Here is a 22,122-nt window from a genome sequence, read left to right as displayed (position 1 = left end):
CTGCGCCCCGAAGAAAAGTTAGACAATCTGTAATGTGCCCAGACGGTGTTTACGCTGGTAAACGAATGAGGTCAGTACCATTGGGATGACAATCGCAATGACCATCGCCATGCCAAAGACCTGCCAGTAAGTCGGCTGGATGGAGAGGATGCCCGGCAAACCGCCGACGCCAATCCCGTTCGCCAGCACACCGTTCAGGCCGCACAGCAGTCCGGCGAGACCGGAGCCGATCATCGCGCACAGCATTGGGAAGCGGTATTTCAGGTTGATCCCGTACATCGCTGGTTCAGTTACCCCGAGATAGGCGGAGATCGCGGCAGGAACGGAAATTTCACGTTCGTTGTGTTTGCGACTGGAGATAATGATCCCGACCACCGCAGAGGCCTGAGCGATATTCGACAGGGCGATCAGTGGCCATACCGGCGTACCGCCCATGCTCTGAATCATCTGCATGTCGATAGCCAGCGTGGTCTGATGCACACCGGTGATCACCAGCGGGGCGTACAGGAAGCCGAACAGCGCCGCGCCAATCGGAGCAAAACTGCCGGTCAGCAGATGACGGACCGCAAACGCGACACCGTCGCCGATCATGCGGCCAAATGGACCGATAAAGGCGTGCGCAAGGAATACCGCAAGGATCAGCGAGCACACCGGGACGATCACCAGATACAGGTAATCCGGGACGATACGCTTCATACGTGTTTCAATAAATCCGAGCGCCAGCCCGGCCAACAGTGCCGGAATGACCTGCGCCTGGTAGCCCACTTTCTCAATACTGAACAGGCCGAAGTTCCACACGTCCGGCACCTGCTGACCGAGCAAATAGGCGTTCATCAGTTGCGGAGAAACCAGGGTCACGCCCAGCACAATACCGAGGATCGGCGTACCGCCCATTTTCTTGACCGCCGACCAACAAATCCCGACCGGCAAATAGAAGAAGATCGCTTCGCCAATCAGCCACAGGAAGTCATAGAGGGTTTTCAGCGAAGGATGCATCTGCGCCAGCGTCTGCCCGTTACTCATGGGCAGATCGCCGATCACGTTACGGAAACCTAAGATCAGGCCGCCGCTAATCAGTGCTGGCAGCAGAGGGAAGAAGATCTCCGCGAAGTGAGAAATCAACTGCTCGTGCCATTTCATATTCTGCCGCGCCGCTTTCTTTGCCTGCTCTTTGTCGGCGCTGGCCTGACCGGTTGTCGCCAACAGCGCTTTGTAGTAATCGCCCACCTCGGTGCCAATTACCACCTGAAACTGCCCGGCGTTGGTGAAGCAGCCTTTGACCATTGGCAACAATTCGATCTCTTTCGGCCTCGCGTTTGCAGGCTGACTCAGGACAAAACGCAGGCGAGTAATGCAGTGACTCACCGTAGCGATATTGTCGCGCCCGCCAACCAGCTCAATTAGCCGGTCGATGTCTGCTTGTTTTATTTTGCTCATGATGGTGTGTGTTCCCCGTAGACCGGAAAAGACGCTGTTGCGTCGTCATTCGGCAACTCTCTCGTTGTTGGCGCCAGAGTATATCTTCGATGAATATTTAAAAATGGGAACGTTCCCGAAACGCAGCGAAGATCACAAATTAATGCTCAGAAAGCGATCAGGAGAGGGTGGAATGAATAACGATTTGTCGTGGTTCGCTACGGCCGTTGATCTGTTCGATCAGCTGCGAGGCCGCTTGTCGCCCGGCTTCGGCGTATCCTGGATCGACGGTGATAATTTCCGGATGGAGGAATTTCATCAGCGGCGTGCTGCCCACGCTTGCCAACTGCAGGTTCTCAATCCGCTGCTCCTGCAGATATTTGCTGACCCCAAGGGCAAGGGTATCCGTCGCACAGACTAAGGCGGTGGTTTCCGGGGTGATGACGTTGGCGGCCTGCTCATAGCCCTGCTTCATGGCCAGACCCGGCAGCGCGGCCACAGGATGTAGTTTGTGTTTTTTACAGAATGCCAGGTAGGCCTCATGGCGGCGTTTACCAGTGGTCACATCGCTATGCGGAACACCAAGAAAGCTAATATGGCGATGCTCGCGTTCGTATAAACGCTGCATCAGGGTACGAATGGCACCCTCATCGTCATAGCAGACGGAGGCAAAGCCTTTGGCATCTCTTGCCAGAAGCACCAGAGAATCCTGCCAGGAGGCGAGCATGGCTTCAGTAATGCCGGTAAAACCAAACAGCACCACGCCATCAATGTTGCGGCGTCTGAGCATGCCGAGATGTTCTTCAACCAGCTCGGGCGAGAACTGGCTTTCCATCATGATCGGATCGTAGCCCTGTTCATAAAAGGCGGGCAGCATGGTCTGCACGGCGAGATTTTCTGAAAGAGAATCCAGGCGCGTGACGATAATCGCCACCACCTTGTCGCTTTGTCCGCGCATGGCGCGTGCGGAGCGGGAAGGGGAAAAACCGTGCTGATTCATCACCGCCTCAACGCGTTCGCGGGTGCGTTCACTCACGCCGCTTTCATTGTTGAGCACACGGGAAACGGTTGATTTTCCCACACCGCTTAAGCGGGCGATGTCTTTAATGGTCAGCCGATTTTGCATCCTGTTTTCCCGTGTTGCGTGTGAAGTTATGCCAAATAGAGAATAACTTTACTCAAGCGCGGCGCAATGGGCAAAGTCTGGTATACGTTTGGTTTAGTTTCCATGGTTTATCATACCGCCATAATTGCCACAAACCTTATGGTTTTCTGCGTATAATCCGCGACGCAAATCATTCACTTACCGGAGGCTATATGGATCCCGATCCCACCCCTCTCCCGAGATGGAGAAACAACCCTTTCCGGTAAGCCTGTCTTTCACTGTCTTACCGGAGCAGTAAGACAGTGACGTTCTGACGTCCCTGTTGTGATTTTAATATTGCCACCAGGCAAGGCTTTGCCACGCCTGAAGGATTTACTGCGCCTGTTTATACAGGTGCAGAGGGACTGCCTATGTTCAAAAATATGACCCGCCAGCTGTTTGCCCGGCTAAACCGCCATTTACCGCATCGTCTGGTGCATCGTGATCCATTGCCGAATGCTCAGACCGTTGCCAGCACGCCGATCCCGCCATCGCTAAGCGAACATTGCCTGAAAATGGCGCTGATGGACGAAGACGCGCTGTGGAAAACGTTCGGCGCTCATCCGGAAGGCTTAAACGCCGCAGAAGTCGAGAACGCCCGCGAAATACATGGCGAGAACCAGTTGCCGGCGCAGAAGCCGTCGCCCTGGTGGGTGCATCTGTGGGTCTGCTACCGCAATCCGTTTAATATACTGCTGACCATTCTCGGGGCGATTTCCTATGCCACCGAAGATCTGTTTGCCGCTGGCGTTATCGCCCTGATGGTCGTCATCTCTACGCTGCTGAATTTTGTGCAAGAGGCGCGTTCCACCAAAGCGGCTGATGCGCTGAAAGCGATGGTCAGCAACACCGCCACGGTGCTGCGCGTCATCAACGAGAAAGGGGAGAACGGCTGGGTTGAACTGCCGATCGACCAGTTGGTTCCAGGCGATATTATCAAGCTGGCGGCAGGGGATATGATCCCAGCCGATCTGCGCGTGGTGCAGGCTCGTGACCTGTTCGTGGCCCAGGCTGCGCTGACCGGTGAATCGCTGCCGGTGGAGAAAGTGGCAACCAGTCGCGATCCGCAGCAAAGCAACCCGCTGGAATGCGATACCCTGTGCTTTATGGGCACCAACGTGGTGAGCGGCACGGCGCAGGCCATCGTGATTTCAACCGGAGCCAATACCTGGTTCGGGCAACTGGCCGGTCGCGTCAGCGAGCAGGAAAGCGAGCAGAATGCCTTCCAGAAAGGGATCAGCCGCGTCAGCATGCTGCTGATCCGCTTTATGCTGGTGATGGCGCCCATCGTGCTTATCATCAACGGCTACACCAAAGGAGACTGGTGGGAAGCGGCGCTGTTTGCCCTGTCTGTGGCGGTGGGACTGACACCGGAAATGCTGCCGATGATCGTCACCTCAACGCTGGCGCGTGGGGCGGTGAAGCTGTCAAAACAAAAGGTTATCGTTAAACACCTCGACGCTATCCAGAACTTTGGCGCGATGGATATTCTGTGCACCGATAAAACCGGCACCCTGACTCAGGATAAAATTGTACTTGAGAATCATACGGATATCTCTGGTAAACCCAGCGAACATGTCCTGCATTCTGCGTGGCTGAACAGCCATTATCAGACCGGGCTGAAGAATCTGCTGGATACGGCGGTGCTGGAAGGTGTGGACGAAGAATCAGCCCGCCAGCTCTCGACTCGCTGGCAGAAAATCGATGAGATCCCGTTTGATTTTGAACGTCGCCGCATGTCGGTAGTGGTGGCAGAAGAAACCGATGTGCACCAGTTGGTCTGTAAAGGGGCGCTACAGGAGATCCTCAGCGTGTGTACCCAGGTGCGTCACAACGGTGAGATAGTCCCGTTAGATGACAACATGCTGCGTCGGGTGAAACGCGTTACGGACACGCTGAACCGCCAGGGGCTGCGTGTGGTGGCTGTGGCGACGAAATACCTGCCAGCGCGTGAAGGTGATTACCAGCGTATTGATGAATCAGATCTGATCCTCGAAGGCTATATTGCGTTCCTCGATCCGCCGAAAGAGACCACCGCACCTGCGCTTAAAGCGCTGAAAGCCAGCGGCATTACGGTGAAAATCCTCACTGGCGATAGCGAATTGGTGGCGGCAAAAGTGTGTCATGAAGTGGGCCTGGATGCGGGCGATGTGGTTATCGGTAGCAGCATTGAAGGGTTAAGCGATGATGAGCTGGCTCGGCTTGCTCAGCGCACCACTCTGTTTGCCCGTCTGACGCCAATGCACAAAGAGCGCATTGTCACGCTGCTCAAGCGCGAAGGCCATGTGGTCGGCTTTATGGGCGATGGTATAAACGATGCCCCGGCGCTGCGCGCGGCGGACATTGGTATCTCCGTTGACGGCGCGGTTGATATTGCACGTGAAGCGGCGGATATCATCCTGCTGGAAAAGAGCCTGATGGTGCTGGAAGAAGGGGTGATTGAAGGACGCCGTACCTTCTCTAACATGCTGAAGTACATCAAAATGACGGCCAGTTCAAACTTCGGTAACGTGTTTAGCGTACTGGTGGCGAGCGCCTTCTTACCGTTCCTGCCGATGTTACCGCTGCACTTACTGATTCAGAACCTGCTGTACGATGTATCCCAGGTGGCGATTCCGTTTGATAACGTCGACGAAGAGCAGATCAAAAAGCCGCAGCGCTGGAATCCCAGCGAATTGGGCCGCTTTATGATCTTCTTTGGACCGATCAGCTCGATCTTTGACATTCTGACCTTTTGCCTGATGTGGTTCGTCTTCCATGCCAATACGCCTGAACATCAGACGTTGTTCCAGTCTGGCTGGTTCGTGGTGGGCCTGCTGTCGCAAACGTTGATTGTGCATATGATCCGTACCCGTCGTGTGCCGTTCATCCAGAGCCGCGCCGCGTGGCCGCTGATGTTGATGACGCTGGTGGTGATGGTTGTCGGCATTGCATTACCGTTCTCGCCGCTGGCCAGCTATCTGCAATTGCAGGCATTGCCGCTGAGCTACTTCCCGTGGCTGATTGCGATTCTGGCGGGTTACATGACATTGACTCAATTAGTGAAAGGTTTTTATAGCCGTCGCTACGGCTGGCAGTAAACATCAAACGCCTCAGCAGGATGGTGTTAATACCATCCTGCATTCCTCATTTTCATTCGAAGATATTACCTCGCAACATTAGTGTTTTATTTTTATTGAAATGCTAACGGGTGTTATTAGTATCAAATCGCCTTCCTTGCGTTGTTTTTTTATCAATAAAACGATCTGCATTGCAAAAATGAAACAGTGTGCTAAAAATTTTAAGCGTCTGCGATTTTTTGTGAACGCAGTCATCGAAATAAATTGTTACACCAGTTAGTCTGCGCAGGTAACGTCGTTAAGAAAGTTTCTCGCTGCCCGTTTTTAATTCCGGCAGTCATTTGCTCTGCAAGCTATTCCTGTTAATGGATATTATGAACTTCTGGAGAAGGACAAATGAAACTGACAAAAAACCTGTTAAGTCTGTGTATTGGCGCGTCTGTATTCCTGGCGAGTCATGCAACGCTGGCACAAACTTTTCGCGCCGCAGATGTGCATCCGGCTGATTACCCGAACGTTGTCGCAGTGAAACATATGGGGGAAAAACTTAGCGCTGCGACCGACGGCCGTCTGGAGATTAAAACATTTCCTGGTGGCGTGTTAGGCGATGAAAAACAGATGATTGAACAGGCGCAATTAGGCGCTATCGATATTATTCGTGTCTCAATGACGCCTGTTGCCGCCATTCTCCCTGAAATTAACGTGTTTACCCTGCCATATATTTTCCGTGATGAGGACCATCTGCATAAGGTTCTCGACGGCATGATCGGGCAGGAAATTGGCGATCGTCTGACGGCCAATACCAAATCGCGGCTGGTGTTTCTCGGCTGGATGGATGCCGGCACGCGTAACCTGATCACTAAAAATCCGGTGGTGAAACCGGAAGATTTACACGGTATGAAAATCCGTGTTCAAGGAAGTCCGATAGCGCTGGATACCCTGAAAGCGATGGGCGCTAACTCCGTTGTCATGGGCGTCAGTGAAGTATTTAGCGGCATGCAGACCGGCGTTATTGATGGCACGGAAAATAACCCGCCAACGTTTGTTGCGCATAACTATTTGCCGGTCGTGAAAAACTATACCTGGAGCAAACACTTTATTATTCCTGAGCTTTTTCTGTTTTCGAAAGCTAAATGGGATAAGTTGAAAAAAGAAGATCAGGATCTCATTATTAAACTCGCCAAGGAAGCACAGATAGAGCAACGAAAACTTTGGCAGGATTATAATGCGAAATCACTGGAGACCATGAAAGCCAACGGCGTTCAGTTTCACGATATTGATACGGATTATTTCTATAAAGCCACGCAGTCAGTGCGGGATAATTATGGTAAAGACCACCAGGATTTGATCAAACGTATTCAGGATGTGAAGTAATTCATCAGGTGGAGGATATCAACCCTCCGCCTGAATCTTTTGATTAATTCGAGGTGATAATTATGGGTGAATGCTATTCATCGGTAATGGATTTTCTTTATCGGGTGTCAATGTGGATTGCCGGTATCGCATTATTGGTCATGGTCGCCATTATCCCCATTGGCATATTCGCGCGTTATGTTCTGAATAACGCCCTGTCATGGCCTGAACCCGTCGCTATTCTCTGTATGGTGACATTCACCTTTATTGGCGCGGCGGTGAGCTATCGTGCAGGCTCGCATATCGCGGTGAGCATGGTGATTGACCGTCTGGGGGATGCTTCCCGCCGTTATTGCTCGGTAATCGCTGACGTTATGTTGGTGGCGATAAGTCTGTTCATTCTGTGGTACGGAACCAATCTCTGTCTTGAACTGTGGGACCAGCCCGTGGCGGAATTCCCGCTTTTAAGCGCCGGGCAAAACTATCTTCCGTTGCCGATAGGCTCTGCCATAACGCTGCTGTTTATCGCTGAAAAGATTTTCCGTGGTCCGCAGTACCAACGTCCCGTTGTCATGCTGGGATCGACCAGCTAGTTACCGCCCCCATTTCAGAAAGGAAAGCAGATGGATGCATTTATTCTCGTCTTTACGCTCGGCATTATGCTGGCGATTGGGGTACCGGTAGCGTACGCAGTTGGCATTAGCGCCATCATTGGGGCCTGGTACATAGATATTCCACTGGAAGCGGTAATGATCCAACTGACCAGTGGGGTGAATAAGTTTTCGCTGCTGGCGATCCCATTCTTTATTCTGGCCGGGGCTATTATGGCCGAAGGGGGAATTGCGCGGCGACTGGTGAACTTTGCCTATATTTTTGTTGGTTTTATCCGCGGCGGACTGTCGCTGGTAAATATTGTGGCATCAACCTTTTTTGGTGCTATTTCCGGATCGTCCGTGGCGGATACCGCGTCCATCGGTTCGGTAATGATCCCGGAGATGGATAAAAAAGGTTATCCGCGTGACTTTGCCGCAGCGGTAACGGCCAGCGGTTCGGTACAGGCGATTCTTACGCCGCCCAGCCATAACTCGGTTATCTACTCGCTGGCAACCGGTGGCACGGTGTCGATTGCCGCGCTGTTCATCGCCGGGATCCTGCCGGGGCTGCTGTTAAGCCTCAGCCTGATGGTGATGTGTGTGGCGTTCGCGCACAAGCGCGGTTATCCAAAAGGAGAGCGTGTACCGTTTCGCCAGGCGCTGAAGATTTTCGTTGATACGCTGTGGGGCCTGATGACCGTTGTGATCATCATGGGCGGTATCCTGTCAGGTATCTTTACCGCAACGGAGTCTGCGGCAATTGCCTGCCTGTGGGCCTTCTTTGTCACCATGTTTATCTATCGTGACTATAAATGGTCTGAGCTGCCGAAGCTGATGTTCCGCACGGTGAAAACGGTCACTATCGTCATGATCCTGATAGGCTTTGCCGCCGCGTTCGGTGCCGTCATGACCTATATGCAGTTGCCGATGCGTATCACTGAAGCCTTCACCAGCATCTCGGACAACAAATACGTCATCCTGATGTGTATTAACATCATGCTGCTGCTGATCGGTACGCTGATGGATATGGCACCGCTGATCCTTATTCTGACGCCGGTTCTGCTGCCGGTGACCAACGCGCTCGGCATTGATCCGGTTCATTTTGGTATGATCATGCTGGTGAACTTAGGGATCGGCCTGATTACGCCGCCGGTAGGGTCGGTGCTGTTTGTGGCCAGTGCGGTGAGTAAACAGAAAATAGAGCAGGTGGTGAAGGCGATGTTGCCATTCTACCTTGTGCTATTCCTGGTGCTGATGCTCGTGACGTACATTCCGGCGATTTCGCTGTTCCTGCCGAAACTGTTTGGTGTGATGTGATAAATGCCCGGTGGCGCTCGCGCTTACCGGGCCAACCTAAATTCATTCCGGGCTTCCATGCCCGTTTTTTTTTGTGTTTCACCCAATACAGCTAAATATTTTCTGAATTATGGCATTGCCAGTGTCTTCCAACAGAATATGCTAGATTATAAATGTTAACATCTTGTCATGTTAATTATTCTTAGGAAGTATTATGATCGGTTATATATTGGGGAGAGAGGAACCTGAATATAGTGTTGATGTTGGAAGTGGTGAATGGTGTAGTGCGGGGCATTTTTCAGATCAATTTTATTATTATAAATATTACCTGGAGCAGTTGATTGATGGGAGCTTATATTTAAAGTATCGCTATCCTTTTTCACGAGAAAATTTACTGCATTATTTGCAAAATACGGGTGAAGACATACATATTAACTTAACTGATATAATGGGAAAATCAGCCCAGTTAAGGGATAATTATGTACAATTATTGAATGAGGCAAAGAGTTTTTGTAAAACATTACCGCCAGGTCAACATGAGTTTACTTCTGCGCATGTTAATACTGATGATTTTATTTCTAGCGATCCAGACTTGTTTTATGCTATGGGAGGTTATCAATACTGGGGTAAAGGTCGGGTGCAAATTACCGAAGATAAATATAAAAATAAGATGAGCAATGGTAGTAGATTATGTAGTTATAATTTGACATTTCAGTTTAAGTTTTTTGACAGGTATAACTGGAATGTAAGTGTCGCAAATTCTGGCGTTCGTTTAGGTAGTGTCGTTCCTGTGAGTGATACTTTTATGGGGAGGTTTCATCAGGAGTGTCTGGCCAGAGAGTACAATATTTTTGGTGCCATTGAGTCAGAGGTAAAATGGCATGACTGAGCATAGCACTTTATTTTACATGGAAAAAATACTCACTTTCGCTTTAGTTTGTGCCTTTTGTTATATGCTGTATATTATTTCGGTTTGCTGGTTACCCGTGCGTGAAAGTCACTATCTTCTGGTTGTACAATGGTGCCGTAACGATGATTCAAATACCCACTATGCAAAGAATTTATCTTGGCATGGTTTATATGTTTATTTGGAGAAATCGTCTGGGAATATTATTGTAAGGGAAATGAACACTCCTCTACACGATCCATTTCAGCCTTACCGGTACGTTTACCGTAAAATTGCACATGAAAATGATATATCCTTGGTCGCAGAGAAATGGGGGGTAATTAAGTGTCAGGAAAAAAATAAAGCGCTCATTGGTTCATCTGGCTATTCTTTTTTATGGGGACATGATCAATGAACACTTTTATAAGACGAACTACTCTAAAAATATTTTTTTTACTAATTATAATGTTTATCTGTGTTTTTTCTATTAATTCAGTTGAAAGATATAACAATATTGTTAGTTTTAATATTCACAATAAGATAGTTTATACATTGGAAAAGATGAAAAATGATAGTGATGATGATATTAAATTTAATGTTTATAGTTCAAGGTTGAACTGGGTTTTAGGACAAACCTGTTTCTCAGAGAATATAGACTTACAGCAGAAAGGGGAAATGGAATTATATAATTGGGGAGTGGGGATAATCGAAAATGAAACCATTACCTTAAAGTATAATGGAAGAGAATTGATTTTTTCAGTTATAGGCTGCAATACTTAAGGAACCCTGCCAGAGCAGGGCTCTCTAATAAGACTTAGCGACGAACGGCGATCGCTTCAATCTCGATTTTCACGTCTTTCGGCAGACGGGCAACTTCTACGCAAGAACGCGCAGGGAAGGTCGCGTTGTGTTCGGTGAAGAACGCTTCGTAGGTCGCGTTTACAGTTGCGAAATCGTTCAGGTCTTTTACGAAGACGGTCGTTTTTACGATGTCGCCCACTTTCAGGCCTGCTGCTTCAACGATAGCTTTTACGTTTTCCAGCGACTGACGTGCCTGAGCGGACACGTCTTCCGCTACGGCACCGGTTTTCGGATCGACCGGGATCTGACCGGAAGTGATTACCATGCTACCCAGATCAACGCCCTGAACGTATGGGCCGATTGCTGCTGGTGCATTTTCCGTCGCGATAGTCTTGCTCATGATTTCTCCTGAATTACAGCGGTAGTAGAATGTTCCCGCTCATTATAGGGAGCCGGGATCTCATAACCAACCCCAATTAGTTGGCCAGCACCACATAATGCGAAAACTCTTTTTCACAGTATTTGCATTTGAGTGCGATGTCATCAGCACGCTTTTTCACTGCAAAACTGGAGGAAACCGGCTCAGCATGGCTGATACAGTTGCTGTTCGGGCAAACCAGTACATTGTCGATACGCTCAGGCAGGCTCGGACGAGATTTACCCACCACGTCGTAATCGTCAATGCGGTTTACCGTTGCCTGCGGGGCGTACAGGGAGAGCTGGTTTACCTGCTCATCGGTCAGGAACGTGTTTTCAATTTTAATCAGGTCCTTACGGCCCATCTCGCCTGACGGCAGGTTCAGACCGATGGTGATACGCTGGTCGGTTTCCGTCAGTTTGAACAGCGTCAGCAGCTTAAAACCAACCTGTGCGGGAATATGGTCAATCACGGTGCCACGTTTGATGGCTTCAACCTGCAGTTTGTTATCGTGTGTCATCTCTTTTTCTCCCTTACAGTGCCAGTTCGCTATTCAGTACCAGTGCCAGTAACGCCTGGCGGGCGAAGATGCCGTTGCCAGCCTGCTGGAAATACCAGGCGTGCGGCGTCTTGTCGACGTCGGTGGTGATCTCATCAATACGCGGCAGCGGATGCAGTACCTTCATGTTTGCTCTGGCGCCGTTCAGATCGCTGGCGCGCAGAACAAACTGCGCTTTCACGTTGGCGTATTCGGACGGGTCCAGACGCTCTTTTTGTACGCGGGTCATATAGAGGATATCGACCTCCGCCATCACCTCTTCAATAGTGCCGTGGAGGCTCCAGGCGATACCTTTTTCATTCAACATATCCAGAATGTATTGCGGCATCGCCAACGCGTCCGGGGCGATGAAGTAGAAACGGTTACCTTCGAACTTCGCCAGCGCCTGGGTCAGGGAATGGACGGTGCGGCCATATTTCAGGTCACCCACCATGGCGATGTGCAGATTGTCCAGGCGACCCTGAGTTTCCTGAATGGTGAACAGATCCAGCAGCGTTTGGGTGGGATGTTGGTTGGAGCCGTCGCCTGCGTTCAGTACCGGAACGTTACCGGAGAACTCCGTAGCCAGGCGCGCGGCGCCTTCCTGCGGATGGCGCATTACGATGGCGTCGACATAGGTGCTGATGACGGAAATAGTGTCGGCCAGCGTTTCACCTTTTTTGCCCAGAGAGGTATTGCTGCTGTCAGAGAAACCCACCACGCTGGCGCCCAGGCGGTGCATGGAGGTTTCAAAGGATAAACGGGTGCGGGTTGAGGCTTCAAAGAAGCAGCTGGCGATAACCTTATGCTTTAACAGCTCCGGCTGTGGGTTAGCTTTTAATTTCGCCGCTGTTGCGAGGACCAGATTGAGGTCATCGCGGCTGAGGTCGTTTATGGAAATGATGTGTTTTTGATAGAGCGGGTTAGCCATGTTTATCTCCTGACGCCTGGGCAAAAAAAAAGCCCCTCAATTGAGGGGCTCGGAATGGGTGATCAACGGAAAGAAAAACGGCAGGCCAGCGTCCTTTTTCAGACGCGGTAAGACAAAATGTCGTACACACTGAACCATACATCCTCCCGGCAAATTGTCCGCGATTATACTCAGCTCCGTTATGGGATCAAGCGAAAAATTCACAAATTATTCATCGCAAACGATTCTCATGAATATTCATTCACCCTGAATGCCAAACAGCAACAATGAGATAAACATGCGTTGACGCAAAATATCGGCAAATAGCAGTAGTATGGCAGACCGTTTTTTCGTATAACAACTAAAATGAAACGATGTTTTAATTAAGGGGTTTAAGATGATTGTCGGCAATATTCACAACCTGGATGCCTGGCTGCCGGAAGAGCTGCGTCAGGCGATTGAACACATTAAAGCGCATGTGACGGATGCGACGGAAAAGGGTAAGCACGACATCGACGGCGATCGCCTGTTTTATCTGATTGCTGAAGATATGACGGAGCCGTTTGCACAGCGCCGCGCTGAGTATCACGCGCGCTATCTGGATATTCAGATCCTGCTCAAAGGTCAGGAAGGCATGACCTTCAGCACGCAGCCTGCGGGCGCGCCGGAAACTGACTGGCTGGCGGATAAAGATATCGCTTTCCTGCCGGAAGGGGGACAGGAGAAAACGGTGGTGCTGAACGAAGGTGATTTCGTGGTGTTCTATCCGGGCGAAGTGCATAAACCGCTGTGCGCGGTCGGTGCTCCAGCGCTGGTACGCAAAGCCGTGGTGAAAATGCGCGTGGCATAAGCGTATTTGCCGGGGGCGGCTTCGCCTTGCCCGGCCTACGGGAGCGTGGTTGTAGGCCGGATAAGATGCTTAGCATCGCCATCCGGCATTCTTTTCATCCATGCCCTTACTTCGCTAATGTCGCCACCATCACCGCTTTGATGGTGTGCATCCGGTTTTCCGCCTGATCAAATACGATGCTGGCGGATGATTCAAAAACCTCATCCGTCACTTCCATACCGCCGTGCAGACCATATTCATGCGCCATTTGTTTGCCAAGCGTGGTTTGATCGTCATGAAACGCGGGCAGGCAGTGCAGGAATTTCACCTGCGGATTGCCGGTCAACGCCATCATCGCGCTATTAACCTGGTACTTACGCAGCAGCGCAATACGTTCGGCCCACTTCTCTTTTGCTTCGCCCATTGATACCCAGACGTCGGTATAGATGAAGTCCGCGTCTTTCACGCCCGTGGCGACATCTTCGGTCAGCGTAATATTGCCGCCGTTTTTCTGTGCCAGCGCTTTGCACTCCGCAACCAGACTTTCCTCTGGCCAGCAGGCCTGCGGCGCGACCAGGCGCAGATCCAGCCCGGTTAACGCGGCGGCTTCCAGCATGGAATTGCCCATATTGTTACGGGCATCGCCGGTGTAGACCAGCGTCATCTCATTAAACGCTTTACCCGGCAGGTGTTCCTGCATAGTTAACAGATCCGCCAGCAGCTGAGTGGGATGAAACTCGTTGGTTAATCCGTTCCACACCGGAACTCCGGCATATTCCGCCAGCGTCTCGACAATCTCCTGGCCGTGGCCCCGATACTGAATACCGTCGTACATGCGGCCGAGCACGCGGGCCGTGTCTTTGATCGACTCTTTATGGCCAATCTGGCTGCCGCTTGGCCCGAGGTATGTCACGCGCGCGCCCTGATCGTATGCGGCAACTTCGAAAGAGCAACGGGTACGGGTTGAGTCTTTTTCGAAGATGAGCGCGATGTTTTTACCGGTGAGCTTTGCGACTTCAGTGCCGTTTTTCTTATCCGCCTTCAGCTGTGCGGCGAGCTGAAGCAGTGACGTGAGTTCAGCAGAGGTGAAATCAAGCAGTTTCAAAAAATGTTTCTGATAAAACGCAGACATGGTTCCCTCACATGGCTTAGGCCATTTATTGAATTAAAATTCAATTTATATGTATGTTTATTCATTTGCAACCTTGTTTAACAAATCTTTCCTGGAAAGGTGGAGGCAATGACAGCGGTATGTGACAATAAGAGTATCGGCAGGACATTATGAGGAACGAGCCATGGCAAACCCGGAACTACTGGAAGAACAGCGTGAAGAAACGCGCTTGATTATTGAAGAGTTACTCGAAGATGGCAGCGATCCAGACGCGCTGTACACCATTGAGCATCACCTTTCCGCGGATGACTTCGAAACCCTGGAAAAAGCGGCAGTAGAAGCCTTCAAGCTGGGTTATGAAGTGACCGAGCCGGAAGAGCTGGAAGTGGAAGAAGGCGACACGGTTATTTGCTGTGACATTCTGAGCGAATGTGCACTGAATGCGGAGTTGATCGATGCTCAGGTTGAGCAACTGATGAACCTGGCCGAAAAATATGATGTGGAATACGACGGTTGGGGCACCTATTTTGAAGACCCGAACGGCGAAGAAAGTGAAGACGGCGACGATGAAGACCTCGTCGACGAAGATGATGACGGCGTGCGTCACTAAGTCATCAACTGACCTGCGGTAGCCCAGGCTGCCGCAGGCCAAGGACAACGTATGGATTACCTGCAAATACTCTCCCCGATCCGCAACTTCCTGCACTGTAAAACGCCCCAGGCCTGGCTTGATAAAGCGCGAGACCCGGCGAATCTCCCACTGTTATTGACCGATCACCTCGTCTGTGAGCTGAAAGCTGCGCAAACGGCGATGCTGCTGGTGCGTAAGTATGTCGCGGATAAACAGGGATCGCAGGCGCTGCTGGACTGGCTGAAACCCTATGAAGCGTTTGCTTTCAGAGAAGGGGATGAGCCGGATTTTATCGCGCTGAATAAACAGATAAGCAAAAGCGTGATGCCGCAAACCGACGACCCGTGGGGACGCAAGCTTATCGACAGCATGGTTTTGCTGATCAAAGAAGAGCTGCATCACTTCTGGCAGGTGCGTGAGGCGATGATGAGCCGCAACATTCCCTATATTAAGATTACCGCCAGCCGTTACGCTAAAGGCATGCTCAAAGAGGTACGCACCCACGAGCCGCTGACGTTAATCGATAAACTGATTTGCGGGGCTTATATTGAGGCGCGTTCCTGTGAACGGTTCGCCGCGCTGGCACCGTATCTGGATGACGATTTGCAGGCGTTTTATCTGTCGCTGCTGCGATCCGAGGCGCGGCACTATCAGGATTACCTGGCGCTGGCGCAGCAGGTTTCAGCCGATGATATCAGTAGCCGGGTGCGGTTTTTTGGCGAAGTAGAAGCCGCGTTGATCACCTCTCCTGACGATGAATTCCGTTTTCACAGTGGTGTGCCAGCTTAATTCCTTTCTTTGACGCGCGGTGTCCATTGCCGCGCGGTTTAATCCTTCCTGTTTCTGTTAGCAAAATCTGGTGGCTGGAAATCGCTCGCTGCTGCCGTAATAATCAAAACACACGAAGGGGAAATATATCCCCGTAACAGAGATGATTTGGCATAAGGATGGTTAATGAACTGGGCACACGTATTGTTGGCAGGTTATATCGGGGCGGTGATTGCTATCGTCGTCGGCATGTTTCGCAAAAAAGGCTGGCTGGGCAAGGTCTCCGGCGCGGTGGTCTTTGTGGTGGCGATTATCGCGTGGAATCTGTTTGATGTGCACTACCTGATCCCACGCGAAAGCCCGGATTATGGTCTGACCGAAGAGCAGCAGTTTGAAAAAGCGATGCTCTCCAATCCGGCGTTTCAGGTAATTAAGGAGCAGGAACCTGAGCTGACACAAAAAATTATCAGCCAGGCAGCGCAGATGAAGAAAGCAGGGAGCAGCGAACAGCAGGTTATCGACGCGATACAGCCGCAAATTCTTCAGTTGCAAATGGCAAGATTGCAGCAGGCGCCAGATGCCAATGTCATTGAATATATGAAAATTAACCTTGAGCAGATCGCAGCTGTAGCCAAAATCGGTGATGACGAATGCTTCCGCTTTCTGTTTCCGGCGGTAAAAGGTGGGATTAATCCGGCACGTCTGGTTCCGCGTGAGATCATGGATCGTCGTATAGCGAGTGACATGAGCATGATGTATGCCTCTCACGGCCCGAAAAAACATACGGTCACGGCAGAAGAGAAACAGCTGGCGTTGCAGGATCTGCAAGCAATAAGTCCTGGGCTAGTACAGCGCTATGGGCCGGATATTCAGATCATGGCCGATCCGACTAAAGCGATCGGCAAAGAGAAGATTGCCTGTGAGATTGTGCAGGATCTCTGGTCGCAGGTGCTGAAGCTGCCAACCGCTCGCGCGGCAGGCGTAATTCGACTGATGCTTTCAGCCGAGATGCAGTAACGCGGCTAAAGCCTCTCGGCGTAAGGTCAGAGGGGCTTTAACATCCGCACTTCACAATCCACGTGCCCGGTACAGCCCAGCGCTTCGCTGATATGCTCAAAGCCTAAATGCTCATACAGACGGATTGCCTCGGTCAGAAACGCTGTGGTTTCCAGATAGCACTGCTTAAACCCCTGCTCGCGGGCATGTTCGAGCGCCATCAGCGCCAGTTTTTTCGCCAGCCCCTGACCGCGCGCGCTCGACAGGAAGTACATCTTTTGCAGCTCGCAAATGTCCGGTTCGCTACATCCTAACGGCGCAACGCCACCGCCGCCCACGACTTCACCGTTTTGCTCAACCACCCAGTAGGCCGCGCTTGGCTGGCTGTAAACCTGGAACAGTTCGTCCAGATTAGGGTCGGCAACGGTATAGCCCTTATCGGCGGTAAGCCCGTATTCAGCGGAAACTTTGCGGATTACGGCGGCGATGGCTGGATTGTCTGTTTCGGTGATTCGACGCAGGGTTAGCGTGGATGGAAGCACAACATTCATAATATGACTCAATTCTAAAAATACAATTATATATTTATTTAATACCACTCTCTTCTGTTGGGTGCAAGACGTTCCTGAATCAGAAAAAAATAAAATACATTAGGTAATTAAAGATAGTATTGTAACCGAACCAGTAATTAAATACTGGTTTTTATTTTTTATATTAATGGAATGTATATTAGGGATGTTGTTCATGAATGATTTTGTTCGTGGTCAGGAAAATCAACTCCACACTTTTATTTTTACCGGTAAAGGGTGGCAGTATTTTATTATTTGCATCGTCAATTTTTTGTTGTGTTGTATTACTCTCGGGATTTATACACCGTGGGCGGTGGTGAAATGTCGGCGTTATATTTACGAAAATATGACTCTCAACGGCCAACCTTTTACCTATAAGGCGACAGGTAGCGCGATATTTGTAAGCTTTTTATTGATCATGGTAATTTATGGCGTCAGCGTGAGTTTTATCGCCAACGACAACCCTCTCATCGGTTTTACTTTGATTGGCTTACTGGTAGCAGCTCTTCCATTAATGGCCATAAAAAGCTTGCAGTACCAGGCAATGATGACGTCGCTTAACGGCGTGCGTTTTGGTTTTGGCTGCTCAAAATTACAGGCGTGGCTTTTTATGCTGGTAGTGCCGGTAGTGCTGTCTCTGGTGGTCTGGGGTGTGGTTTATCTTCTTGGTCTTGCTACTGGATGGTTAAATGGTAGCGTGGGTTCGCTCTTTAGAATAGTCCTTATTGCACTGGTTGGTATTGTGGGGATAGGTATCACCAACGGTATTACCTATGCAAAATGGATGCAGCTAGTGGGTAATGGCGGGAATTTTGGTATTCATCGCTTTTCTATTAACGTCAATATGAAAGAGTGTGTGCTGGGGTGTATTAAAGCCGTGCTGGTGCTGCTGCCGTTTGTTGTTGTGATTGCCTGGCTGATTGCCCCCATTTTTCTGCAAATGGTGATGCTGGCGGTGTTAGGCGTGGCCGACGACGAATTTATCCTGGAGCATCACAGCAGAATAATGGCGTGCTACTTTCTCTATTTCGCCGGGGTTATTGTAGTCGGAAGCTATTTGTACACCACGCTACGTAATCTGTTCATGAATAACCTGGCGCTGGCTGAGGGAAAAATTCGCTTTCATTCTTCGGTTACTGCGCATGGCCTGGTCTGGCGTTTTGTACTGGTGATGTTTATTTCGGGCATCACGTTTGGGCTGGCTTATCCGTGGATGAAAATGTGGCTTGTCAGCTGGCTGGCCAGTAATTCCCATGTACAGGGTGATTTGGATTCGCTGGAACTGACCAACGACGATAATACGTTGGAATCGGGTCCGGCAATGTGGCTTTCACGTGGAGTGATGACCTACTTTCCGTTCATCTGATACAAAAAAAGCCGGAGCACGCTCCGGCTTTTATCGTCTGCGGTGTCGGATGCGCTACGCTTATCCGACCTACGTTGACGGTGCCCGTTTGCCGGATAAGCTCAGCGCTATCCGGCATAGGCAATTACAGCGCGGCGATGACCGCCTGCTGTTCAATCAGCTTCGCTTTAGCTTCTGCGTAACCGTCCAGCTTCTCACGCTCTTTGGCGATGACTGCTTCCGGTGCGCGGGCAACGAAACCTTCGTTGGAAAGTTTGCCTTCGATACGGGCAATCTCGCCTTCGATTTTCGCCACTTCTTTCGCCAGACGTGCCAGCTCATCTTCTTTGTTGATGAGGCCAGCCATCGGGATCAGCAGTTCGGCGCCGTCGATGATTTTGGTCACGGAGACCGGACCTTTGTCATCGGCTGGCAGCACGGTAATGCTTTCCAGACGTGCCAGGTTCAGCAGGAAGCTGCGGTTGTCGTTCACACGACGCATCGCATCAGTGCTGCAACTACGCAGCAGCAGCTCCAGCGGTTTGCCCGGGGCGATGTTCATTTCCGCACGGATGTTACGTACGGCGACGATCGCCTGCTTCAGCCATTCGGTATCGGCCAGCGCCGCTTCATCAACCTGCGCTGCGTTATATTCCGGGAACGGCTGCAGCATGATGGTATCTGCAGTGTTGCCACAAATCACTTTCACGCGCTGCCAGATGGTTTCGGTGATGAACGGAATGATTGGGTGCGCCAGGCGCAGCAGACCTTCCAGCACGGTGACCAGCGTATTGCGGGTGCCGCGCAGTTCAGATTCGGAACCACCGTTCATGACCGGCTTGGTCAGCTCCAGATACCAGTCGCAGAACTGGTTCCAGGTGAACTCGTACAGAATGCCCGCGGCGATATCGAAGCGGAAGTTATCCAGTGCTTCGCGGTACGCTTTGATGGTCTGGTTGAATTCAGCGAGGATCCAGCGGTCTGCCAGAGACAGAGTCATTTCGCCGCCGTTGAAGCCGCAATCCTGATCTTCGGTATTCATCAGTACGAAGCGGCTGGCGTTCCACAGCTTGTTACAGAAGTTACGGTAACCTTCCAGACGCTTCATGTCCCAGTTGATATCGCGACCGGTAGAGGCCAGCGCTGCCAGGGTGAAACGCAGGGCGTCGGTGCCGTGCGGCTCGATGCCGTCCGGGAACTGCTTCTCGGTACGCTTGGCAATTTTCTCAGCCAGCTGCGGCTGCATCATGTTGCCGGTACGTTTCTCCAGCAGTTCTGCCAGAGAGATACCGTCGACCATATCCAGCGGGTCAATCACGTTGCCCTTGGATTTGGACATCTTCTGGCCTTCGTCGTCACGGATAAGACCGGTCATGTAGACGGTCTTGAACGGAACCTGCGGCTTGCCGTTTTCATCTTTGATGAAGTGCATGGTCATCATGATCATGCGGGCAATCCAGAAGAAGATAATGTCGAAGCCGGAAACCATCACGCTGGTTGGGTGGAACTGACGCAGCGCATCGGTGTTTTCCGGCCAGCCCAGCGTAGAGAAGGTCCACAGTGCAGAAGAGAACCAGGTATCGAGAACGTCTTCGTCCTGGCGCAGTGCAACGTCGGCGCCGAGGTTGTTTTCCTGACGCACTTCGTCTTCGGTGCGGCCAACGTAGACATTGCCGTCGTTGTCATACCATGCCGGGATACGGTGACCCCACCACAGCTGACGGGAAATACACCAGTCCTGAATATCGCGCATCCAGGAGAAGTACATGTTTTCGTACTGCTTCGGTACGAACTGGATGTCGCCATTCTCAACCGCTTCAACCGCCGGTTTTGCCAGCACGTCGGCACGGACGTACCACTGGTCGGTCAGCATCGGTTCGATAACCACGCCGCCACGGTCGCCGTAAGGTACGGTCAGGTCGTGCGGTTTAATTTCTTCCAGCAGGCCCAGGGCATCAACGGCGGCAACCACCGCTTTACGCGCAGCAAAACGTTCCAGCTTCTGGAACTCAGCCGGGATTTCATTGGAGTAAACGTCGGACTCTTCGCCTTTGGTGTCGTACACTTCCGCGGTTTCGCGGATGTCGCCGTCAAAGGTCAGAATGTTGATCATCGGCAGGCCGTGACGTTTCCCGACTTCGTAGTCGTTAAAGTCGTGCGCCGGGGTGATCTTCACGCAGCCGGTGCCTTTTTCCATGTCGGCGTGTTCATCGCCGACGATCGGAATGCGACGGTTAACCAGCGGCAGGACAACGAATTTGCCGATCAGATCTTTGTAGCGCGGATCTTCCGGGTTAACGGCTACGCCGGTATCACCCAGTACGGTTTCCGGACGGGTGGTGGCGACGACCAGGTAATCTTTACCGTCTGCGGTTTTCGCGCCGTCAGCCAGCGGATAGCGGATGTGCCACATGGAGCCTTTAGACTCGCGGTTTTCCACTTCCAGATCAGAAATAGCGGTGCGCAGTTTCGGGTCCCAGTTGACCAGACGCTTGCCACGGTAGATCAGATCTTCTTTGTACAGGCGGACAAAGACTTCTTTCACGGCATTGGAAAGACCTTCGTCCATAGTGAAGCGCTCGCGCTCCCAGTCAACGGAGTTGCCGAGACGGCGCATCTGACGGGTAATGGTGCCGCCGGATTCCGCTTTCCACTGCCAAATTTTGTCGATAAACGCTTCGCGACCGTAGTCGTGACGGGTTTTACCTTCTTCAGCGGCAATCTTACGCTCAACCACCATCTGGGTAGCGATACCCGCGTGGTCGGTACCGGCCTGCCACAGGGTGTTTTTACCCTGCATGCGCTGGTAGCGAATCATGGTATCCATGATGGTTTGCTGGAAAGCATGACCCATATGCAAACTGCCGGTGACGTTCGGCGGCGGGATCATGATGCAGAAGGACTCTTTGCTTTCATCGCCGTTAGGTTTGAAATAGCCCTGCTTTTCCCAGTGCTCGTAAAGCGGCTGTTCGATATCTTGTGGGTTGTATGTCTTTTCCATTATTTCCAGGTTGCCGTATTCAGGTTAAAACCAGCCACGCGGTAAGCTTTGTAGCGATCGCGTGCCGATTGTTTCAAAGAATCTTCGTAAGGAACGAAGTCTATCACTTCTGTGAAAGCGGTGGCAAAATCTGCAAAGCCAACGCGCAAACTGATGAGCAGGTCGCGCGGGCTGCTATTGCGTTTCTCCGGCCAGGCAATCTCTACCGGCGCGCCGCCTCTGGGGCCTTCTCCCGCCAGATTATGCGGAACAAAACTTTCTGCCGGTCTAGCCCACAGAGCTTCATCCAGTCGAAGAGCCTGCTTTTCGTTTTCACAGGCGATCAGCACGCGCTTGCCAGCACGCCAACGTTCTGCGGCAATTTCACACACCAGTTGTTCAACGGCGCTTAAGCCATCGACGGTGTTATCATTGTCCAGAATATAGAACGTTGCGTTTCTCATGATATGGGGCTTCTT

The 22,122-nt window shown here is 51.3% G+C and carries 24 protein-coding genes; 13 read left to right on the top strand and 11 right to left on the bottom strand.

Translation table 11 applies throughout. The features are described 5' to 3' along the window. Positions 1-18: 18 nt before the first annotated feature. Together treB and treR are read right to left on the bottom strand one after the other, a co-directional pair. Entirely contained in the window at positions 19-1,437 is a 1,419-nt protein-coding gene (gene treB, locus OGX86_RS02480) for a PTS trehalose transporter subunit IIBC (protein WP_286639238.1), read from the bottom strand. A 157-nt stretch (positions 1,438-1,594) separates the two neighbouring features. Next, a complete protein-coding gene (gene treR / locus OGX86_RS02475) occupies positions 1,595-2,542 on the bottom strand; it encodes a trehalose operon repressor TreR (protein ID WP_286639235.1) in 948 nt (315 codons plus the stop codon). Between the two features lie 191 nt (positions 2,543-2,733). Here treR and mgtL point away from each other — a divergent pair, with 191 nt between their 5' ends. The 8 genes from mgtL (at position 2,734) to OGX86_RS02440 (ending at position 10,527) form a co-directional block, all read left to right on the top strand. Beyond that, positions 2,734-2,787 (top strand): mgtA regulatory leader peptide MgtL, encoded by a 54-nt coding sequence (mgtL, locus tag OGX86_RS22715; protein ID WP_223240846.1) that lies wholly within the window; start codon positions 2,734-2,736, stop codon positions 2,785-2,787. A 144-nt stretch (positions 2,788-2,931) separates the two neighbouring features. Next, the gene (mgtA, locus tag OGX86_RS02470; RefSeq protein WP_410741990.1) at positions 2,932-5,640 is read left to right on the top strand and encodes a magnesium-translocating P-type ATPase; all 2,709 of its coding nucleotides are present in this window, start codon (positions 2,932-2,934) and stop codon (positions 5,638-5,640) included. A 375-nt stretch (positions 5,641-6,015) separates the two neighbouring features. Next, on the top strand, positions 6,016-6,993 hold the full coding sequence (locus OGX86_RS02465; RefSeq protein ID WP_048215053.1) for a TRAP transporter substrate-binding protein: 978 nt from the start codon (positions 6,016-6,018) through the stop codon (positions 6,991-6,993). 62 nt (positions 6,994-7,055) lie between these two features. Then, positions 7,056-7,565: a TRAP transporter small permease gene (locus tag OGX86_RS02460; RefSeq protein WP_020996255.1), complete on the top strand. Its 510-nt coding sequence runs from the start codon at positions 7,056-7,058 to the stop codon at positions 7,563-7,565. 30 nt (positions 7,566-7,595) lie between these two features. Beyond that, complete coding sequence (locus OGX86_RS02455; RefSeq protein WP_003830349.1) at positions 7,596-8,882, top strand: TRAP transporter large permease; 1,287 nt, start codon at positions 7,596-7,598, stop codon at positions 8,880-8,882. A 193-nt stretch (positions 8,883-9,075) separates the two neighbouring features. Then, positions 9,076-9,750, top strand: coding sequence for a hypothetical protein (locus OGX86_RS02450; RefSeq protein ID WP_286639233.1), 675 nt, complete (start codon positions 9,076-9,078; stop codon positions 9,748-9,750). Beyond that, entirely contained in the window at positions 9,743-10,162 is a 420-nt protein-coding gene (locus OGX86_RS02445; protein ID WP_048227185.1) for a hypothetical protein, read from the top strand. Before OGX86_RS02450 ends, OGX86_RS02445 begins: the two co-directional genes overlap by 8 nt. After that, a complete protein-coding gene (locus OGX86_RS02440) occupies positions 10,159-10,527 on the top strand; it encodes a hypothetical protein (protein ID WP_286639230.1) in 369 nt (122 codons plus the stop codon). The genes OGX86_RS02445 and OGX86_RS02440 overlap by 4 nt, the downstream gene beginning before the upstream one ends. Before the next feature lie 34 nt (positions 10,528-10,561). Here OGX86_RS02440 and ridA read toward each other — a convergent pair whose 3' ends face one another. From ridA to pyrL, 4 genes are all read right to left on the bottom strand, one after another. Further along, a complete protein-coding gene (ridA, locus tag OGX86_RS02435; protein ID WP_000047544.1) occupies positions 10,562-10,948 on the bottom strand; it encodes a 2-iminobutanoate/2-iminopropanoate deaminase in 387 nt (128 codons plus the stop codon). A 76-nt stretch (positions 10,949-11,024) separates the two neighbouring features. Further along, positions 11,025-11,486, bottom strand: a complete 462-nt coding sequence (pyrI, locus tag OGX86_RS02430) for an aspartate carbamoyltransferase regulatory subunit (RefSeq protein WP_003025816.1) — start codon at positions 11,484-11,486, stop codon at positions 11,025-11,027. 13 nt (positions 11,487-11,499) lie between these two features. Beyond that, entirely contained in the window at positions 11,500-12,435 is a 936-nt protein-coding gene (pyrB, locus tag OGX86_RS02425) for an aspartate carbamoyltransferase (RefSeq protein WP_003025818.1), read from the bottom strand. Between the two features lie 36 nt (positions 12,436-12,471). Continuing rightward, positions 12,472-12,573: a pyr operon leader peptide gene (gene pyrL, locus OGX86_RS02420; RefSeq protein ID WP_003025819.1), complete on the bottom strand. Its 102-nt coding sequence runs from the start codon at positions 12,571-12,573 to the stop codon at positions 12,472-12,474. A 238-nt stretch (positions 12,574-12,811) separates the two neighbouring features. On the opposite strand from pyrL, the gene OGX86_RS02415 reads away from it, so the two are divergent. Continuing rightward, positions 12,812-13,264 (top strand): YhcH/YjgK/YiaL family protein, encoded by a 453-nt coding sequence (locus OGX86_RS02415; RefSeq protein WP_079934456.1) that lies wholly within the window; start codon positions 12,812-12,814, stop codon positions 13,262-13,264. A 106-nt stretch (positions 13,265-13,370) separates the two neighbouring features. Here the strand turns inward: OGX86_RS02415 and argF are convergent, their stop codons facing one another. Beyond that, on the bottom strand, positions 13,371-14,375 hold the full coding sequence (argF, locus tag OGX86_RS02410) for an ornithine carbamoyltransferase (protein WP_286639227.1): 1,005 nt from the start codon (positions 14,373-14,375) through the stop codon (positions 13,371-13,373). After that, positions 14,345-14,440, bottom strand: coding sequence for a putative translational regulatory protein ArgL (gene argL, locus OGX86_RS22785; protein WP_373371225.1), 96 nt, complete (start codon positions 14,438-14,440; stop codon positions 14,345-14,347). Before argL ends, argF begins: the two co-directional genes overlap by 31 nt. A 98-nt stretch (positions 14,441-14,538) precedes the next feature. On the opposite strand from argL, the gene rraB reads away from it, so the two are divergent. The 3 genes from rraB (at position 14,539) to OGX86_RS02395 (ending at position 16,770) form a co-directional block, all read left to right on the top strand. Beyond that, positions 14,539-14,964, top strand: coding sequence for a ribonuclease E inhibitor RraB (rraB, locus tag OGX86_RS02405; RefSeq protein ID WP_048227181.1), 426 nt, complete (start codon positions 14,539-14,541; stop codon positions 14,962-14,964). A gap of 51 nt (positions 14,965-15,015) precedes the next feature. Then, positions 15,016-15,774, top strand: a complete 759-nt coding sequence (miaE, locus tag OGX86_RS02400; RefSeq protein ID WP_286639225.1) for a tRNA isopentenyl-2-thiomethyl-A-37 hydroxylase MiaE — start codon at positions 15,016-15,018, stop codon at positions 15,772-15,774. A 165-nt stretch (positions 15,775-15,939) separates the two neighbouring features. Beyond that, positions 15,940-16,770: a topoisomerase II gene (locus tag OGX86_RS02395; protein WP_286639221.1), complete on the top strand. Its 831-nt coding sequence runs from the start codon at positions 15,940-15,942 to the stop codon at positions 16,768-16,770. 26 nt (positions 16,771-16,796) lie between these two features. Here the strand turns inward: OGX86_RS02395 and OGX86_RS02390 are convergent, their stop codons facing one another. Continuing rightward, positions 16,797-17,300, bottom strand: coding sequence for a GNAT family N-acetyltransferase (locus tag OGX86_RS02390; protein ID WP_286639219.1), 504 nt, complete (start codon positions 17,298-17,300; stop codon positions 16,797-16,799). Between the two features lie 193 nt (positions 17,301-17,493). Between OGX86_RS02390 and OGX86_RS02385 the strand changes: the two genes are divergently transcribed. Then, positions 17,494-18,684 carry a YjgN family protein gene (locus OGX86_RS02385; protein WP_286639216.1) on the top strand — a complete coding sequence of 397 codons (1,191 nt, stop codon included), beginning with the start codon at positions 17,494-17,496 and terminating at the stop codon, positions 18,682-18,684. Between the two features lie 124 nt (positions 18,685-18,808). Here OGX86_RS02385 and OGX86_RS02380 read toward each other — a convergent pair whose 3' ends face one another. Further along, positions 18,809-21,664 (bottom strand): valine--tRNA ligase, encoded by a 2,856-nt coding sequence (locus OGX86_RS02380; RefSeq protein ID WP_286639213.1) that lies wholly within the window; start codon positions 21,662-21,664, stop codon positions 18,809-18,811. After that, complete coding sequence (gene holC / locus OGX86_RS02375) at positions 21,664-22,107, bottom strand: DNA polymerase III subunit chi (RefSeq protein WP_003830256.1); 444 nt, start codon at positions 22,105-22,107, stop codon at positions 21,664-21,666. Before holC ends, OGX86_RS02380 begins: the two co-directional genes overlap by 1 nt. Between the last annotated feature and the right edge of the window lie 15 nt (positions 22,108-22,122).

The sequence above is a fragment of the Citrobacter sp. Cpo040 genome (assembly GCF_030332915.1).
GTDB classification, from domain to species: Bacteria; Pseudomonadota; Gammaproteobacteria; order Enterobacterales; family Enterobacteriaceae; genus Citrobacter; species Citrobacter portucalensis.
The sequence above is the reverse complement of the archived record's forward strand: the minus strand, read 5'-3'. Positions and strand labels throughout refer to the sequence as shown.